The 16229-nt window shown below is 61.9% G+C and carries 16 protein-coding genes; 9 read left to right on the top strand and 7 right to left on the bottom strand.

Annotated features, from left to right (window positions below; genetic code table 11):
• Positions 1-13: 13 nt before the first annotated feature.
• From ACQKEK_RS14525 to glcD, 4 genes are all read right to left on the bottom strand, one after another.
• Complete coding sequence (locus tag ACQKEK_RS14525) at positions 14-418, bottom strand: heme-binding protein (protein WP_045160358.1); 405 nt, start codon at positions 416-418, stop codon at positions 14-16.
• A 157-nt stretch (positions 419-575) separates the two neighbouring features.
• Complete coding sequence (gene glcF / locus ACQKEK_RS14520) at positions 576-1793, bottom strand: glycolate oxidase subunit GlcF (protein ID WP_045431197.1); 1218 nt, start codon at positions 1791-1793, stop codon at positions 576-578.
• 8 nt (positions 1794-1801) lie between these two features.
• Positions 1802-2860 carry a glycolate oxidase subunit GlcE gene (glcE, locus tag ACQKEK_RS14515; RefSeq protein ID WP_499143565.1) on the bottom strand — a complete coding sequence of 353 codons (1059 nt, stop codon included), beginning with the start codon at positions 2858-2860 and terminating at the stop codon, positions 1802-1804.
• The gene (glcD, locus tag ACQKEK_RS14510) at positions 2860-4359 is read right to left on the bottom strand and encodes a glycolate oxidase subunit GlcD (protein ID WP_499143564.1); all 1500 of its coding nucleotides are present in this window, start codon (positions 4357-4359) and stop codon (positions 2860-2862) included. Before glcD ends, glcE begins: the two co-directional genes overlap by 1 nt.
• 234 nt (positions 4360-4593) lie before the next feature.
• Between glcD and glcC the strand changes: the two genes are divergently transcribed.
• The 8 genes from glcC to ACQKEK_RS14470 all read left to right on the top strand — a co-directional run bounded on the left by glcC (position 4594) and on the right by ACQKEK_RS14470 (position 12179).
• Complete coding sequence (gene glcC / locus ACQKEK_RS14505; protein ID WP_045431204.1) at positions 4594-5364, top strand: transcriptional regulator GlcC; 771 nt, start codon at positions 4594-4596, stop codon at positions 5362-5364.
• Positions 5365-5656: 292 nt separating this feature from the next.
• Positions 5657-5875, top strand: a complete 219-nt coding sequence (locus tag ACQKEK_RS14500; RefSeq protein ID WP_128120193.1) for a hypothetical protein — start codon at positions 5657-5659, stop codon at positions 5873-5875.
• Positions 5876-6030: 155 nt separating this feature from the next.
• Positions 6031-6768, top strand: a complete 738-nt coding sequence (locus ACQKEK_RS14495; RefSeq protein ID WP_499143563.1) for a hypothetical protein — start codon at positions 6031-6033, stop codon at positions 6766-6768.
• A 246-nt stretch (positions 6769-7014) separates the two neighbouring features.
• Positions 7015-7554: a chorismate--pyruvate lyase family protein gene (locus ACQKEK_RS14490; RefSeq protein WP_499143562.1), complete on the top strand. Its 540-nt coding sequence runs from the start codon at positions 7015-7017 to the stop codon at positions 7552-7554.
• Between the two features lie 50 nt (positions 7555-7604).
• Positions 7605-8501: a 4-hydroxybenzoate octaprenyltransferase gene (gene ubiA, locus ACQKEK_RS14485; RefSeq protein ID WP_128120191.1), complete on the top strand. Its 897-nt coding sequence runs from the start codon at positions 7605-7607 to the stop codon at positions 8499-8501.
• A gap of 163 nt (positions 8502-8664) precedes the next feature.
• Entirely contained in the window at positions 8665-9354 is a 690-nt protein-coding gene (gene phoB, locus ACQKEK_RS14480; RefSeq protein ID WP_046162997.1) for a phosphate regulon transcriptional regulator PhoB, read from the top strand.
• 80 nt (positions 9355-9434) lie between these two features.
• A complete protein-coding gene (phoR, locus tag ACQKEK_RS14475) occupies positions 9435-10736 on the top strand; it encodes a phosphate regulon sensor histidine kinase PhoR (RefSeq protein WP_499143561.1) in 1302 nt (433 codons plus the stop codon).
• 99 nt (positions 10737-10835) lie between these two features.
• The gene (locus ACQKEK_RS14470; RefSeq protein WP_045431221.1) at positions 10836-12179 is read left to right on the top strand and encodes a hemolysin family protein; all 1344 of its coding nucleotides are present in this window, start codon (positions 10836-10838) and stop codon (positions 12177-12179) included.
• A gap of 83 nt (positions 12180-12262) precedes the next feature.
• Here ACQKEK_RS14470 and ACQKEK_RS14465 read toward each other — a convergent pair whose 3' ends face one another.
• Positions 12263-13159: a peptidoglycan DD-metalloendopeptidase family protein gene (locus ACQKEK_RS14465; RefSeq protein WP_499143560.1), complete on the bottom strand. Its 897-nt coding sequence runs from the start codon at positions 13157-13159 to the stop codon at positions 12263-12265.
• 165 nt (positions 13160-13324) lie between these two features.
• Positions 13325-14236: a response regulator gene (locus ACQKEK_RS14460; protein WP_499143559.1), complete on the bottom strand. Its 912-nt coding sequence runs from the start codon at positions 14234-14236 to the stop codon at positions 13325-13327.
• Positions 14237-14419: 183 nt separating this feature from the next.
• Here ACQKEK_RS14460 and ACQKEK_RS14455 point away from each other — a divergent pair, with 183 nt between their 5' ends.
• The gene (locus ACQKEK_RS14455) at positions 14420-15214 is read left to right on the top strand and encodes a universal stress protein (RefSeq protein WP_499143558.1); all 795 of its coding nucleotides are present in this window, start codon (positions 14420-14422) and stop codon (positions 15212-15214) included.
• A gap of 181 nt (positions 15215-15395) precedes the next feature.
• Here ACQKEK_RS14455 and ACQKEK_RS14450 read toward each other — a convergent pair whose 3' ends face one another.
• Entirely contained in the window at positions 15396-16169 is a 774-nt protein-coding gene (locus ACQKEK_RS14450; RefSeq protein ID WP_499143557.1) for a ParA family protein, read from the bottom strand.
• Positions 16170-16229 lie beyond the last annotated feature (60 nt).

Raw genomic sequence — 16229 nt, 5'->3', positions numbered from 1 at the left:
TCTCCTATCCGAATCAGTTGGCGACAGCGGCAACGCCGGCCTTGGCGACCTGTGCATCCTGGGCAGCGGTCACGCCGGAAACGCCGACCGAACCGATTACCTGCCCATCGACAATCACCGGCACGCCACCTTCCAGCGAGCAGACCACCGGCGCGGACAGGAAGGCATTGCGGCCGCCGTTGACCATGTCCTCGTAGCCCTTGGTTTCGCGACGGCCCACCGCGGCGCTGCGCGCTTTCTCAGTGGCGATGTAGGAGGCGATCGGTGCACAGCCGTCCAGACGTTCCAGCGCCAACGGATGGCCGCCGTCGTCAGCAACCACAATGGTCACGGCCCAGCCGTTGTTCTGCGCTTCGCTGCGCGCGGCGGCCAGGATGGCGGTCACTTCGGTCTGGGTCAGCATGGCTTTGGTTTTCATGGTTTCTCCTGTCTTCAGATTCGGTTGTTCGTTTGGGCCGCGGCAAGAGCTGCCAAGTTGATTCGTAGGGTGGGCCGGGCGGCGTGTGATCAGCTATTGGTGGGCTGAAGCCCACCCTACTTCGACTTCGGCGATTTCAATCTAGCCTTCGACGTTGTCACCCCATCGCCTCCTCGACGATTTCGATCCAGTGCCGCACCGGTGTCCGCCCGGCGCCATCGAGGTGCGTCTGGCAGCCGATGTTGGCGGTGACGATGACTTCCGGCTTGCCGCTTTCCAACGCGTTGAGCTTGTTGTCGCGCAGCTGGTGAGAGATCTCCGGCTGGGTGATCGAATAGCTGCCTGCAGAACCGCAGCACAGATGCGCATCCGGTACCGCGGTGAGATGGAAGCCGAGCCGGGTGAGCACGTCTTCGACCGCGCCGCCGAGTTTCTGTGCGTGCTGCAGGGTGCAAGGGCAATGAAAGGCCATGCGCTTGTCGGTCTCGACCTTGAGCCGTTCCAGCTCGGCGCTGCGCATCACTTCCACCAGATCTTTGGCCAGCTCGCTGACCCGCGCGGCCTTGGTCGCGTACGCCGGATCGCCTCGCAGCAGATGACCATAGTCCTTAATGAAGGCACCGCAACCACTGGCGGTCTGAACGATGGCTTCGGCGCCGCCTTCGATGGCGGGCCACCAGGCGTCGATGTTGCGACGCGCGCGGTCGAGGCCGGCTTCCTGGGCGTTCAGGTGATAGTCCACGGCACCGCAGCAGCCGGCTTCACGCGCTGTCGTCACGCTGATGCCGAGGCGATCAAGCACGCGCGCCGTGGCGGCATTGGTGTTCGGCGACAGGCTCGGCTGCACGCAGCCTTCAAGGATCAGCACGCGGCGTGCGTGCAACACCTGGGGCCGCGGCTTGGCCGGGGTGACCTGGCGTGGCATGTGCGCCTTGAGCGTCGCCGGCATCAACGGACGCAGCGTGTTACCGGCACCCAGCAGCGCCTTGAACAGACCTGGGCGCGGAATCACGGTGCGCAGGCCGGTGCGCAGCAGGCGTTCGCCCGCCGAGCGCGGCACCTGCTGTTCCATGAAGTCACGACCGATGTCCAGCAGGTTGTGGTACTGCACGCCGGAGGGGCAGGTGGTTTCGCAGTTGCGGCAGGTCAGGCAACGGTCCAGATGGGTCTGGGTGGCCTCGGTAACTTCGCCGCCTTCGAACATCTGCTTCATCAAATAGATGCGCCCACGCGGGCCATCCAGCTCATCGCCAAGCAACTGGTAGGTCGGGCAAGTGGCGTTGCAGAAGCCACAATGCACACAGGAACGGAGGATGCTTTCGGCCTCCTCCGCCCGTGGCAGCTTCTTCGCGGCCTCACTCAGATTCGTTTGCATAGTTAGGTCTAGACCTCGGAATACATGCGGCCGGGATTGAAAACCCCCTGCGGGTCGAGCGCCGTTTTGAGCTGGCGGTGGTAACGCAGCAGCGGCTCACCCAATGGCTGAAACGGGCTGGTGGTCGCGCCACCGGTAAAGCAGATCGCATGCCCCCCGACTTCACTGACGATGGCGCGAATGGTTTGCGCATCGGCATCGGATTTCAGCCAGCGCTGGGCGCCGGCCCAGTCAATCAGCTGCTCGCCGGGTAGCGCCAGCACCGGGGTATCGGTAGGCAGCGACAGACGCCACAGCGGACGGGCGTCACCGAAGAAGCCCAGGCGCTGTTCGCGCAGTTCATTCCAGTAGCCAACGTCCAGCGTCTCGCCACCGATACGGTCGCAAGCGGCGTTAACCGAGCCTTCGCCGCCTTCGAGACGCAGATGCAGCGCCTGTCCGTCATGGCTCGCCGCCGTGATCGGCACCGGTTGCTGTCCCCACTCGGCGAGCTTGAGCAGTGCACGCTCGACCGGCATCTCCACGCGCAAGCTGCGGCACAGACGCGGCTTGGGCAGCACCTTCAGCGAGACTTCAGTGATCACGCCAAGACAGCCGAAGCTGCCAGCCATCAAGCGCGACAGGTCATAGCCGGCGACGTTCTTCATCACTTCGCCGCCGAAACGCAAGTGTTTACCGAGGCCAGTGATTACGCGCGTGCCGAGCACAAAGTCTCGCACCGAGCCGCTCCAGGGCCGGCGCGGACCGGACAAGCCAGCGGCGATCATCCCGCCAACTGTGGCGCCTTCGCCCAGATGCGGCGGTTCGCACGGCAGCATCTGGTTGGCCTCGTCGAGCGCGGCTTCCAGCTCCGCCAAGGGGGTGCCGGCGCGAACGCTAACCACCAGTTCGGTAGGGTCATAGGTGACGATGCCGCGATGGGCGCGGGTGTCGAGCAGCGTGCCCTGCACCTCGCGGCCGAGAAACGCCTTGCTACCGCCGCCCTGAATGCGCAGCGGGGTATTGCTGGCCAACGCCTGGTTGACCTGGTCGAGCAGCTGCTGGCTGTCGTCGAAGGAAACCGTCATCAGAAGCGCTCCAGTTCAGGGAAGGGCAATTGCCCGCCATGCACGTGCATGCCGCCGAATTCGGCGCAGCGATGCAGTGTCGGGATGTTCTTACCGGGGTTGAGCAGACCGCTGGGGTCGAACGCCGCTTTCACGGCGTGGAACAGGGTCAGCTCGTCAGCGTTGAACTGGGCGCACATCTGGTTGATCTTCTCGCGACCGACACCGTGTTCGCCGGTAATCGAACCACCCACCTTGACGCAGAGTTCCAGAATCTTGCCGCCCAGCGCCTCGGCGCGCTCCAGCTCGCCTTCGGTGTTGGCATCGAACAGGATCAGCGGGTGCATGTTGCCGTCACCGGCGTGGAACACGTTGGCCACACGCAGGCCGTATTCGTCGGACAGATCACTGATGCCCCTGAGCACGCCCGGCAGCTCACGGCGCGGGATGGTGCCGTCCATGCAGTAGTAGTCTGGCGAAATCCGCCCGACCGCCGGGAAGGCGTTCTTGCGCCCGGCCCAGAACTTGACCCGCTCGGCCTCGTCCCTGGCCAGCCGCACTTCGGTGGCGCCGGCCAGCTTGAGCACCTCGCCCACGCGGGCGCAGTCGTCGTGAACATCGGCTTCGACACCATCCAGCTCGCAGAGCAGGATCGCCTCGGCGTCCACCGGATAGCCGGCGTGGATAAAGTCTTCGGCGGCGCGGATCGACAGGTTGTCCATCATTTCCAGGCCACCGGGGATGATGCCGGCGGCGATGATGTCGCCGACCGCTCGGCCGGCCTTTTCCACCGAATCGAATGCCGCCAGCAGCACCTTGGCCACCTGCGGCTTGGGCAGCAGCTTGACCGTGACCTCGGTGACGATGCCGAGCATGCCTTCGGAGCCGGTGAACAGCGCCAGCAGGTCGAAACCCGGCGAATCCAGCGCGTCGGAGCCCAGCACCATGCGCTCGCCCTCGACGGTGAGGATCTCGACCTTGAGCAGGTTATGCACCGTCAGCCCGTATTTCAGGCAGTGCACACCACCGGCGTTCTCGGCGACGTTGCCGCCAATGGAGCAGGCGATCTGTGACGAGGGATCCGGGGCGTAATAAAGGTCATAGGGCGCCGCCGCTTGGGAAATCGCCAGATTACGCACGCCGGGCTGGACGCGAGCGAAGCGACCGGCCGGGTCGACTTCGAGAATCTTGTTGAAGCGCGCCATGACCAGAAGGATGCCCTGCTCCAGCGGCAACGCACCGCCCGACAACCCGGTTCCCGCGCCTCGCGCCACAACCGGCACGCCGCGCTTATGAGCGATTTTCAGTAGGGTTTCGACCTGCTCGATGCGCTCGGGCAGCACCACCAGCATCGGCGTGGTGCGGTAAGCGGAAAGGCCATCGCACTCGTAAGGCTTGAGGTCTTCGCCGCGATGGAGAATGTCCATGTCGGGCAATTGCGCCTTGAGCTCGGCAAGCAATGCCGCTTTGTCGACCTTGGGCAGCTCACCATCGACGCGTTCGTCGTAGAGGATATTCATGGCAGTCGGTGCTCTCATTGTTCACCGCGCGCACGGCCAGCTGCGGTGGTTTGACGCATCATTAGCCCGACACCTTCCTGCCGTCCACACTAAAAACCACTGGTCCTACCAGTTTCTTTCATTAGCCTTTCAGCGGGAATGGCCACAAGCACCGGATATACGGGCCTTTAGCGGAGCGTTTCAAAGTTGTTGTAAGATCCGGCCAAACTGGTCCTACCAGTAACGGAGCCCACCATGCTGATTGAAAACACCCAGGATCGCCGCCAGCTGTCGGACGTAGTAGCCGAGCGTATAGAGCGCCTGATCGTCGACGGCGTGCTCAAGGTTGGGCAGGCGCTACCATCGGAACGGCGCCTGTGCGAAAAGCTGGGCATTTCGCGCTCGGCACTTCGCGAAGGGCTGCGGGTGCTGCGCAGCCGCGGGATCATCGAGACCGCCCAAGGGCGAGGCTCCCATGTGGCAAAGCTGTCCGGTGAGCAGGACGCGAGCCCACTGATGCACCTGTTCAACTCGCAGCCGCGCACCCTCTACGACCTACTTGAGGTCCGCGCCTTGCTCGAAGGCGAATCGGCCCGCCTGGCCGCGCTGCGCGGCACCGATGCCGACTTCATCCTGCTGCGCCGTCGCTACGAGGAAATGCTCGCCGCGCACACCACTGAAGAGGCCGACCCGCGCGAGCATGCACGCCTCGACCACGCCTTTCACCTGGCCGTCAGCGAGGCGTCGCACAACCCGGTGCTGGTGCATACGCTGCAGTCGCTGACCGATCTGATGCTCTCCACCGTGTTCGCCTCGGTGAACAATCTCTATCACCGCCCGATGCAGAAGCGGCAGATCGACCGGCAGCACTCGCGGCTGTTTCACGCCATTACCGAGCGCTTGCCGGATCAGGCCCAGCGCGCCGCGAGAGACCATATCCACGGCATTCGCGACAACCTCAAGGAGATCGAACAAGAGGAGCAGCGGCTGGTGCGGGCGACCATGCGCCTGGAAGGCTGGGGCTGACGACCACCCCGGCAGAAACAATTGAGTCCTCAAAGCACGCTACCAGACGCCAGGAAATATCCGCCGACCCTGCCCATCCCTCCGATGCATGAATCCCTGCGCTGCTCCCAAGGGCTGTCAGCCCTGTAGTCCAGCGCGCGCACCGGTCGTGGCTGGCTCCGACTAATTGCTGAACTGTGAAAGACGCTCCCTGTCGACTTTATTAAGCGCGGACGAACCGTCACAGGTTGCGCATATGCGCTGCCGCTTCGGCAATTCCGCGTCTTTAGCCAGTCATTCGGAGGAATGTTGCATGAACAGATCAGCCAAATTTGCACTCGGCAGCAGCCTGCTTGCGCTCATGCTCGGAGTAGGTGGTTGCACCATCGAGAAGGAAGAATCCGGTCAGTTGCCCGACGTAGATGTGCAGGGCGGCAACATGCCTGAGTACGACGTTAAAGACGCTGACGTCGATGTGGGTATCAAAGAACGATCCGTGCCACTTCCTAACGTGGACGTCGACACCGAGTGATAGCCCCTGGAAGCACCGGGCTTGATAGCGCCCTTACCGAGGAGGACCCGTGCGAAACAATCACCCCCGTCTCGCCAGCCGGAGCGATCAGGCGCCTGACGACTAAACCGTGATTGCTCAGCAAAACCCCAACCATTACCTGTGAGGAATGAACAATGAACGCATTGAACAAGAAGCCACTAGCACTCGCCACCGCCCTGATGGCCGCCAGCCTAGCGCTGCCCGCCGCCGCCCAAGAGACGCAAAAGGGCATGCAGACTCAGCAGGCAGGCACCTCCATCCGAGTAGGTCACAACGTCGTGGATGCCGTTGACGATGTACGCGAAAATGTCGCCGATCTGATCGGCTCGCTGCGCCAGTCTGGTGCCTCCATGGGTGTGTCCAATTGGCAGCAGAGCGACGGCAAGCTGGCAGAAATGGAACAACAGCTCAATCAACAGATGGAGCACAGGCTGGACGAAAAAGCCGAGCGTACTGACGATAAGTGGACCGCCTGGATCCGAGGCGAGGACTACAAGGTCAGCGTAAGCAAACAGGTCAACGAGCTGGCCAGCAACCTGGACGAAGTGGCGAAAATGCTCAGCGGCGCATCAAGTCAGAAGATGCAGGAAATCGACAGCGCCGACGTCGTGAACCAGGTGGATGACCTGCAGGAAACCGTCGAGGACCTGGTTCAGGCACTGCAAGACATGGACGGCATGAACGTCAACAAGCAGAACCTGCAGCAGGCTCAGCAGCGCCTGGACACCCTAGAGAAGGAGCTGGACCGCCTAAATGATATGGCAGAGGCGGAATGGCGCACCTACGCCCTTGGCGAGCAGTTCAATCCCGGCGTTCATAAAAACATATCCGAGCTCGCGCAGATCTTGCGGAGCCTGTTCCAGCAAAGCTAACCCCGTCCTAGGACTCGGTTCGTACCAAGCCCCGCCGGCGCCAAAGAGTCGTATGGCGGGGCTCGCCCCACTCATGCAACCACGGCATGCCCTCAGACGCCGGCGCTTCGGTCGAGAAGGCGTTCTACCTCGAGCACTCACCTCGCAGTGCTAAACGGTTTGGTGCCCAAGGCAAACCCTACGCCTTTAAGCCTGCTAATAGCCCCATGCTAGACTGGCCGCCTCTTTTCGCTACCTGTACTGCCCGTGCCCGATTCTCAAGCCTGGCTACCTGCCGACCGCCTTTGCGCCCCACCCGCACCTGATCTGCACGACTGGCTTTACCTCGACAAGGGGTCGCTCACCCGTCGCCTGACCGAGCTGGCCGACGGCGCGTTCAGCGTCGAGCCCCTGAATGAAGGCTGGCAGGTCATGCGCGCTGACGAATGCGCCGCGCTGGACGTAGCCGAAGGGAGTGAAGGCTGGGTTCGCGAGGTCTATCTACGTGGCCACCATGAGCCCTGGGTATTCGCACGCAGTGTCGCCGCCCGCTACGCCCTGGAACAGTCCGGACTGGATCTGCCACACCTGGGTAGCCGCTCGCTCGGCGAACTGCTGTTCAGCGACCCGGCGTTCAGCCGCGGCCCACTGCAAGCTCGACGCTACCCGGCCGCCTGGTTGCCGCAGGATGTTCGCCAATCGCAGCTGTGGGCGCGCCGTTCCTGTTTCAGCCAGGACAAGCTGCGCGTGCTGGTGACCGAAGTGTTTCTGCCAGCACTGTGGCAGGCCGCACGGATCACCACCTGAACGCGGCACAGACTGCCCGTAACCGCCGCTCACCGACCGGAGCCCCGCCGATGTATCAAAAGCTTCTGCAATCGAGCAATCGCCTTCATCCGCGCGCCTGGGACTTTATCCAGCTGATGCGCCTGGATCGCCCGATTGGCACCTATCTACTGCTGTGGCCAACGCTCTGGGCGCTGTGGATCGCTGGCGAGGGGTCGCCCAGCGTGAAAAACGTCGCAATCTTTGTGCTTGGCGTGATCCTCATGCGTGCCGCCGGCTGCGTAATCAATGATTTCGCCGACCGCAACCTGGACGGGCACGTCAGCCGTACCAAGGGCCGTCCGCTCGCGACGGGCAGGGTCACCTCGAAGGAGGCCTGGATCCTCTTTGCCGTCCTTGTCGCACTGAGCTTCGGCCTCGTCCTGCTGACCAACGCGACCACCGTCTGGCTATCGTTTGGCGCGCTCGGTGTCGCATCGCTCTACCCATTCATGAAGCGTTACACCTACTACCCACAGGTTGTGCTCGGCGCGGCGTTCTCCTGGGGCATGCTGATGGCCTTTACCGCCGAGCGAGGCGAGCTGCCCCCCGAAGCCTGGCTGCTGTTCATCGCCAATGTGCTGTGGACGGTCGGCTACGACACCTACTACGCCATGGCCGACCGCGAAGACGACCTAAAAATAGGCATCAAATCTACGGCAATCCTGTTTGGCGAGGCTGATCGGGTCATCATCGGCACGCTACAGGGCCTCGCCCTGTTCTGCCTGATTCTCGCTGGCGTGCGCTTCGAGCTCGGGCAGTGGTTTCATCTTGGGCTGACCATCGCCGCGGCCTGCTTTGCCTGGGAGTTCTGGAAAACTCGCTCGCGCAAGCCACAGGTGTGCTTCCAGGCCTTTTTGCATAACCACTGGGCAGGGCTGGCGATTCTTGCGGGGATCATGCTCGACTACGCTACAAGAGCGGGCTAGTGCGCCCCAGCACGCAGCATGACCGAACCCGGCAGCTTCGAGACGCTCGCTAGACGGGGTTGGGCGGCAGTCATTGTGGCGCAGAGGCGCCAATTCCTGTCACATGGCTGCAACATTTCCGTTATCTAATGCCGAGCGACAATAAAACGGACCGAGAGCGGACATGAACGGTAAATGCATACTGATCGTCGATGACGAAGCGCCGATTCGGGAAATGATCGTGGTGGCGCTGGAGATGGCCGGCTACGAATGCCTTGAAGCGGAAAACGTCCAGCAGGCCCATGCGCTGATCATCGATCGCCAACCGGATCTGATCCTACTCGACTGGATGCTGCCCGGCACATCCGGCATCGAGCTGGCTCGGCGCCTCAAGCGCGACGAGATGACAGCCAACACACCGATCATCATGCTCACCGCCAAGGATGCCGAGGACAACAAGATCCAGGGCCTGGAAGTGGGCGCCGATGACTACATCACCAAACCCTTCTCGCCTCGTGAACTGGTGGCACGCCTCAAGGCTGTGCTGCGCCGCGCCGGAACCAGCGACAACGAAACACCTATCGAGATCGGCGGTCTGCTACTGGACCCCATCAGCCACCGGGTGACTATCGACGGCACACCCGCAGACATGGGCCCGACCGAGTACCGCTTGCTGCAGTTCTTCATGACCCATCAGGAGCGTGCCTACACCCGAGGACAGTTGCTCGATCAGGTCTGGGGCGGCAATGTGTATGTCGAGGAACGCACGGTGGATGTCCATATCCGCCGCCTGCGCAAAGCACTGGGCGAAACCTATGAAAACCTGGTGCAAACCGTGCGTGGCACTGGTTACCGTTTTTCCACCAAGAGCTGAACAAGCCGCAACCGCCGAGCATGAGCTGGCGTTGTAGATGATTTCCGGCCGGCCTCAAGCTGCCTCAAGGAGCGTTAGCGGTGAATCAAGACTGGCAAGGCGCTCTGGCGCGCCGCCTGCTGTTGATACTGGCTGGATGCCTGCTGGTGGGCCTGGTCACGGGCGAATATGCCTGGGCACTGGTGATTGGCCTTACCGGTTACCTGGGCTGGACGCTGCGCCAGATCCGGCGCCTGTTGCTGTGGCTGAAGAGCGATCAAACCGATCAGCCTCCGCCGGACAGTCATGGCATCTGGGGAGAGATTTTCGACAACCTGTACCAGCTCCAGCGCCGCGATCTGCGTCTACGAGCCCAGCTGCAATCGGTGATCGACCGGGTGCAAGGCTCGACCACCGCGCTTCGAGATGCGGTGATTATGCTCGACAGCGATGCCAATCTTGAATGGTGGAACCCGGCCGCGGAGCGCTTGCTGGGCCTGAAGAAACCGCAGGATACCGGCCATCCAGTGACCAACCTGGTGCGTCATCCGAGTTTCAAAGAATATTTCGACAAAGGTCGTCACGAGGAACCGCTGGAGCTGTCGTCGCCAGTCAACGATCGCCTCTGGCTGCAGATCACCATTACCCGCTACGGCAACAGCGAGCATCTGATGGTGGTACGCGACATCACCCGCCTGCATCTGCTGGAGCAGATGCGCAAGGACTTCGTTGCCAATGTGTCCCACGAGCTGCGCACGCCGTTAACGGTGATCGCTGGCTATCTGGAAACGATGCTCGAACATACCGACGAAATGCCTCCGCGCTGGCCTCGGGCGTTGAACCAGATGAGCCAGCAGGCCAGCCGCATGCAGCTCCTGCTCAACGATCTTCTGCTACTGGCCAAGCTCGAAGCGACCAACCCACCGACCAATACCCAGCCGGTGGCCATCGCCAAACTGCTGCAGTCCATCAAGAGCGATGCCTTGGCGCTGTCGGCCGAGCGCAACCACCAGATCACCCTGGAAGCGGACCCTACCCTGCTGCTCAAGGGCAGCGAGAGTGAGCTGCGCAGCGCATTCTCCAATCTGGTATTCAATGCGGTGAAATACACGCCGGACAATGGCGAGGTTCATATCCGCTGGTGGTGCAACGAACATGGTGCACACCTGGCCGTGCAGGACTCGGGCATCGGCATCGAACCCAAGCATCTGCCGCGTCTGACCGAACGCTTCTACCGGGTCGATTCCAGCCGCGCGAGCAGTACCGGCGGCACCGGCCTCGGCCTGGCCATCGTCAAGCACGTATTACTGCGGCATCAGGGCCGTCTGGATATCAACAGCACGCCCGGCAAGGGCAGCACCTTCACCTGCCATTTCCCGCTGACCCAGGCCACGGTGCCGTGACCGCTGTGCAACCGCCCGGCAGCTGACGCCTCAACGGCTCCTTGAAATAACCCCGAGCCGGCCCCATCCTTGGGCCGTCTTTGACTTCCCGACACCCTAATGGACCCTTCCCCCGCTAGTTACGCCGCTTCATCCTACTTCGCCGATTTCGGCATGATTCTGTTTGCACTTTTCCTGGTCTTGCTCAACGGCTTCTTTGTGGCGGCCGAGTTCGCCATGGTCAAGCTGCGCTCCACCAAGGTCGAGGCGATCGCCAAGCAGCACGGCTGGCGCGGGCATATCCTGCGCAAGGTACACAGCCAGCTGGACGCCTACCTATCGGCTTGTCAGTTGGGTATCACCCTGGCATCGCTAGGCCTCGGCTGGGTCGGTGAGCCGGCCTTTGCCCACCTGCTGGAGCCGGTACTGGCCGCCGCAGGCGTGCAATCCCAGGCGGTCGTACATGGCATCGCCTTTTTCACCGCTTTTTTCATCATTTCCTATCTGCACATCGTCATCGGCGAGCTGGCCCCCAAATCCTGGGCGATTCGTAAACCCGAGCTGCTGTCGCTTTGGACGGCCGCGCCGCTCTACCTGTTCTACTGGGCGATGTATCCCGCGATCTACCTGCTCAACGCCAGTGCCAACGCCATTCTGCGGGTGGCTGGCCAGGGCGAGCCGGGGAGCCACCACGAACACCACTACAGCCGCGACGAGCTCAAGCTGATCCTGCATTCGAACCGGGCGCTGGATCCGGCCAACCAGGACATCAAGGTGCTCGCTTCGGCGGTCGAAATGAGCGAACTGGAGGTTGCCGACTGGGCCAACTCCCGTGAAGACTTGCTGCAACTGGAACACAACGCTTCGCTGGCCGACATCCTCGACCTGATTCGGCGCCACAAGTACAGCCGCTACCCGGTCTATGACAGCGAGCAGGGTGACTACATTGGCCTGTTGCATATCAAGGATCTGCTACTGGCGATTGCAGGCGACGAGCAGCTGGCTGAGCATTTCGTGCTCAGCGACATACTGCGGCCGCTGGAGCGGGTGCCACGCTATCTGCCGCTGAACGTACTGCTGGACCAGTTCCGCCAAGGTGGTGCGCATTTCGTGCTGGTTGAAGAAGGCGACCACAAGGTGGTGGGCTTCCTGACCATGGAGGATGTGCTGGAAGTGCTGGTGGGTGACATTCAGGACGAGCACCGCAAAACCGAGCGCGGCATTCTTGCCTATCAGCCAGGCAAACTGCTGGTACGGGGAGACACGCCACTGTTCAAACTCGAGCGCCTGCTTGGCATCGACCTGGACCACATCGAGGCCGACACGCTGGCGGGACTGATCTACGAGACGCTGAAGCGCGTCCCGGAAGAAAACGAAGAGCTGCTGGTGGATGATCTACAGATCGTGGTCAAGAAGATGCGCGGACCGAAGATCGTTCTGGCCAAGGTATTGAAGCAGGAATAAGTCCGCATGGAGCCGTCATGCGGCAGAGAGCGATGGCGTCGAGCGTTTGCTTTCAGTTGATGGGCTAGGGCTTGCAGCTGCCCTTAGTCTCCACCCACCGCAAAATTGGGCAAGCTGTTGACCGGCTGAGCGAAATCGAAGGGAATCGATTCGACGGCTAAACCAACGTTACGCTGGACCACGAAATGCAAATGCGGGCCGGTGCTGTTGCCAGTGTTTCCGGAGCGGGCCAGCAAGCTGCCGGCTTCGATGTGCTGGCCTTCGCGTACGCTCACCGAACCTTTCATCAGGTGCAAGTAGACGCCCATGGTGCCGTCATCATGCAGGACCCTAACGAAATTGCCGGCCGGGTTGTTGCCCCGCCCACTCTGCGCGTTCTCGACTTTTACCACCATGCCGCCGCGCGCCGCCACGATGGGCGTGCCTTCCGGCATGGCGATATCGGCGGCGTAGCGACCTTTAGGCGTGAAGTGACTGTACTTGCCGTTGGCGCCCTGAGTCAGGCGGAACGGACCGCCACGCCACGGCAACGGATACCGGTAGGGTTTGGGCAGCAGACGCGGATCGCCCAGCGCATGACGTAGCTTGGGTGTGTACTTGAGCGGCTTTGATGGGTCGAGCGGCGCGAGTGTTGCCAATCGGATCTGGCTACGCGGCGGCAGTACCCAACGGATCGGTTTATCCGGTGCGCCGACGGCATTCTGTACGCCGGTCAGCTTGAGTTCGATATCCACCGGTGCAAACAGATCGTTGCGAACCAGCAACGTCTCGCCCGCGGCATGCTTGCGGGTTTCCAACTTTACCTGGTTGTCGAGCTTCTCGACCATGCGATCGCTGAAGGTGAATACCCTCGCGCCTGGTGCAGCCTGGTCGCTGTAAGTGACCACGCCGTTGGCGTCAGTGTATTTGTAGATGGTCAGGGCCGACGCGGACGAGGCCAGCCAGAACGACCCGAGAACGAGAATGATGCGCCACGACATAACGGCAGACTTCATAGGGTTATGTAGTAAGAGGGCTGCAGACTAGCAGCGCAACGGTGCGCACGCGAGCCACCGGCCGTCGGCCTGTGAAATTGTTCCGGCGGCATTGCAAATTTCAGATGACCGGAGCTTCTATTTGCAGACCTAAGCGGTGCTCTTCTCTATTCAGGCGCCTGGGACGAAGTGCCGTTGTGCTGTCCCGCGGGCGATGAGGCGTGACAGATAATCGAGCTTCTGCGGATCACGATCGACGAAGCGGAAGGTCAGCTGCAACCATTCACTGTCCGGCTTCGGCTCCAACGCCGCGACGGCGTGAAGGTAACCGTTGAGACGGGCCACCTCGCCGCCTTCGCCCTGCTCCAGATCAAGCACGGCACTTTCCAGCACTTGCGGCAGCGTCTCGCCGCGCTTGACCACCAGCAGCCCCTCTTTGAGGCTGAGGGCCTTGATTACACAGGCAAGCGTTCCGCTCGGCAAACGCAACTGGCCCTGGCCGCGGCCGCCGCTGGCCGCAGTCGGTTTGGCTGCTCCCGGCTGAGCGAGCGGCGCGGCGAACCCGGGTGCCGGCGAGGCGGCCGGCGCAGAAGCCGGTTTGACAACTTCAGCTTTACCGCCCGTCAGCGCAGCCAGGGAATCGTTCGCCATTCCGGTATTGGTCGGCCGTGCCGGTGCGCTGGCGGCCAACGCGTCGAGCTTGCCGGCCCGTCCGAGCGCCTTGCGTACCTTGGTAGTCAACTGTTCGTTGGAGAATGGCTTGCCTATGAAATCGGACACACCTGATTGGATCGCCTGGACCACGTTCTCCTTGTCGCCACGGCTGGTGACCATGATGAACGGGGTGGTCTTGAGCTTTTCCTGGGCACGGCACCAGGTCAGCAGTTCAAGGCCGGACATTTCCGGCATTTCCCAATCACAAAGAATGAGGTCGAACGAATCACGATCGAGCATCTGCTGGGCCTTGCGCCCGTTCACAGCGTCTTCGATACGAATCCCCGGGAAGTGGCTGCGCAACCCCTTCTTGATCAAATCCCGAATGAAGGGCGCGTCATCGACCACCAGCACACTGACCTTGCTCATCACTCGCTCCTGCTTGAATGGTCGCCAGCATAGCGTTAGCAGCCCGACGAAAAAAGCGTTCCAGATCAAAGCAGCGGCCAGCCTCCTACTGGACGCACGGCTGCTGCCTGCTCCCGATCAGGACAACGCCTGGATCTGGCCGGCATACTGCAGGTATTTCGCCCAGCAAAACGCGAGGCCGTCATGGTTCAGCACATTCTTGTCGCCCACGATCTCAGTCCCGATGCCGACCTGGCCCTGGGCCGCGCCGCACAGTTGGCGCAGCAGACCGGGGCACGACTGAGCGTCTTACACGTTCTGGCCGGTAACCCAGGGGCAGCGGAGCAGCGAAACGCACAGAGCTATCTGCAGACAACGCTTGAGCGCCACGGCCTTGCGCAGCTACAGCCCTGGATTCGTAAGGGCCGCGCCGCTGAAGAAATTCTTACCCAGGCCGCTGGGCTGGAAACCGATCTGCTGGTGATGGGCCGCCACCACCGCCAATCTCCGCAGGGGTTCGCTGGCACCACACTGGAGCAAGTGCTGCAGAACTGCCCCGCACCACTGCTTCTGGCTGTCGCGCCGGCAGCGCCCTATTCACAAGCGCTCGCCGCGCTGGATTACTCCAGCTGCGCCAACCGCGCGCTGCAGGCCGCGTGGCAACTATTGCCGGCTGCCAGCGATCTGACCGCACTGAACATCTACGAAATGCCGGACCTCGATCAGCCGAGCGAGCCTGACTTGGCACTGCAGCGCGAGTTGTTCGATCAGTTGCTCAGTGACCTTCAAGCGGGACTGGACAATTCCGGCGCGCGACTTCATTCGAGCCTTCGCCACGGTGAGCGCAATAGTTGCCTCGATTCGGCCATCGCCGCGCTGCAACCGCAACTACTCGCACTGGGGAGCCACAGCCGTGGCGAAATCAGCAACGCGCTGCTCGGCAGCCTGACTCGGCAATACCTCGACCTGCCGCCCTGCGATGTGTTGATCTCTCATTGACCGGCCCAAGGCGGGCGACATGCGCGCTCCCAGTCCAACCGTCTGCGTGACACGCCAAAAGCTGGGGCGCCACAAGCTGGGGCGCCACCGTCATGTCAGCTAGCCTGAGTGGCGCGCTTTAGGACTTTGCGCTACGCGTATCGTCCGCCGCATCGAGTGAACACGAAGCGCGCTCACTCGATCAGCCCGCATTTTCCAAATAGGTGTGCAGCTCGACGAACTGCTGCGTCAGCTTGTGCCGCGGGTCGAGGTGGATCAGCGGCGTGCAGACCTGATGCGACTCGCGCATCCGTACCGAACTCATCAGGTGCACCGGAAGCACGGGTAGCCCCTCGGCCAGCAGTTCGTCGATCATCTGCTGCGGCAGGGCCGCGCGCGGCTGGAATTGGTTGACGACGATACCTTCGACTCGCAGCGCCTCATTATGGTCTTCCTGCAGCTCTTCGATTTCGCCGAGCAGGCTATACAGCGCCTGACGGGAGAAGCTGTCGCAATCGAACGGAATCAGGCAGCGGTCCGCAGCTATCAAGGCCGATAGGGTAAAGAAGTTGAGGGCCGGTGGCGTATCCAGATAGATACGTTCGTATTCTTCGGAAAGGCTTTCCAGCAGTTTGCGCAGCTTGTTGATCTTGTGCTTGGCTTCGAGCTTGGGTTGCAGATCGGCCAGTTCTGCGGTGGCGGTAATCAGGTGCAGATTTTCGAAACGGGTTTCGGTGATCGGTGGGCGAGCCTTCTTGCCTGCCGGCCCTCCCGCCAGGATCTGCTTGAAGTAATCGGCGATGCCGGTCGGTAGTTCGTCTCCGGCCAGGCCGGTGAGGTAATGGCTGGAATTGGCCTGCGCATCCAGGTCGATCAACAGCGTGCGATAACCTTGCGCTGCGCTGACTGCTGCCAGGTTGCAGGCAATGCTGGACTTGCCAACACCACCCTTTTGGTTGAATACGACCCGTCGCATGCTCCGTCCTCTGATCATGTTTTCACCGGAGTCTATACAACGCAGATGGCACTCTGGCGA

This window comes from Pseudomonas sp. NPDC077408 (assembly GCF_050269105.1).
Lineage (GTDB): Bacteria > Pseudomonadota > Gammaproteobacteria > Pseudomonadales > Pseudomonadaceae > Stutzerimonas.
This window is presented reverse-complemented; position numbering and strand designations above follow the sequence as displayed.

What these genes read in the sequence shown, in the direction of transcription:
- glcE (WP_499143565.1), bottom strand. Translation starts at nt 2,860, where the DNA reads ATGACGGTTTCCTTCGACGACAGCCAGCAGCTGCTCGACCAGGTCAAC.
- ACQKEK_RS14525 (WP_045160358.1), bottom strand. Translation starts at nt 418, where the DNA reads ATGAAAACCAAAGCCATGCTGACCCAGACCGAAGTGACCGCCATCCTG.
- ACQKEK_RS14465 (WP_499143560.1), bottom strand. Translation starts at nt 13,159, where the DNA reads ATGTCGTGGCGCATCATTCTCGTTCTCGGGTCGTTCTGGCTGGCCTCG.
- phoB (WP_046162997.1), top strand. Translation starts at nt 8,665, where the DNA reads ATGAACGGTAAATGCATACTGATCGTCGATGACGAAGCGCCGATTCGG.
- ubiA (WP_128120191.1), top strand. Translation starts at nt 7,605, where the DNA reads ATGTATCAAAAGCTTCTGCAATCGAGCAATCGCCTTCATCCGCGCGCC.
- ACQKEK_RS14455 (WP_499143558.1), top strand. Translation starts at nt 14,420, where the DNA reads ATGGTTCAGCACATTCTTGTCGCCCACGATCTCAGTCCCGATGCCGAC.
- ACQKEK_RS14470 (WP_045431221.1), top strand. Translation starts at nt 10,836, where the DNA reads ATGGACCCTTCCCCCGCTAGTTACGCCGCTTCATCCTACTTCGCCGAT.
- ACQKEK_RS14450 (WP_499143557.1), bottom strand. Translation starts at nt 16,169, where the DNA reads ATGCGACGGGTCGTATTCAACCAAAAGGGTGGTGTTGGCAAGTCCAGC.
- glcF (WP_045431197.1), bottom strand. Translation starts at nt 1,793, where the DNA reads ATGCAAACGAATCTGAGTGAGGCCGCGAAGAAGCTGCCACGGGCGGAG.
- glcD (WP_499143564.1), bottom strand. Translation starts at nt 4,359, where the DNA reads ATGAATATCCTCTACGACGAACGCGTCGATGGTGAGCTGCCCAAGGTC.
- ACQKEK_RS14460 (WP_499143559.1), bottom strand. Translation starts at nt 14,236, where the DNA reads ATGAGCAAGGTCAGTGTGCTGGTGGTCGATGACGCGCCCTTCATTCGG.
- glcC (WP_045431204.1), top strand. Translation starts at nt 4,594, where the DNA reads ATGCTGATTGAAAACACCCAGGATCGCCGCCAGCTGTCGGACGTAGTA.
- ACQKEK_RS14500 (WP_128120193.1), top strand. Translation starts at nt 5,657, where the DNA reads ATGAACAGATCAGCCAAATTTGCACTCGGCAGCAGCCTGCTTGCGCTC.
- ACQKEK_RS14495 (WP_499143563.1), top strand. Translation starts at nt 6,031, where the DNA reads ATGAACGCATTGAACAAGAAGCCACTAGCACTCGCCACCGCCCTGATG.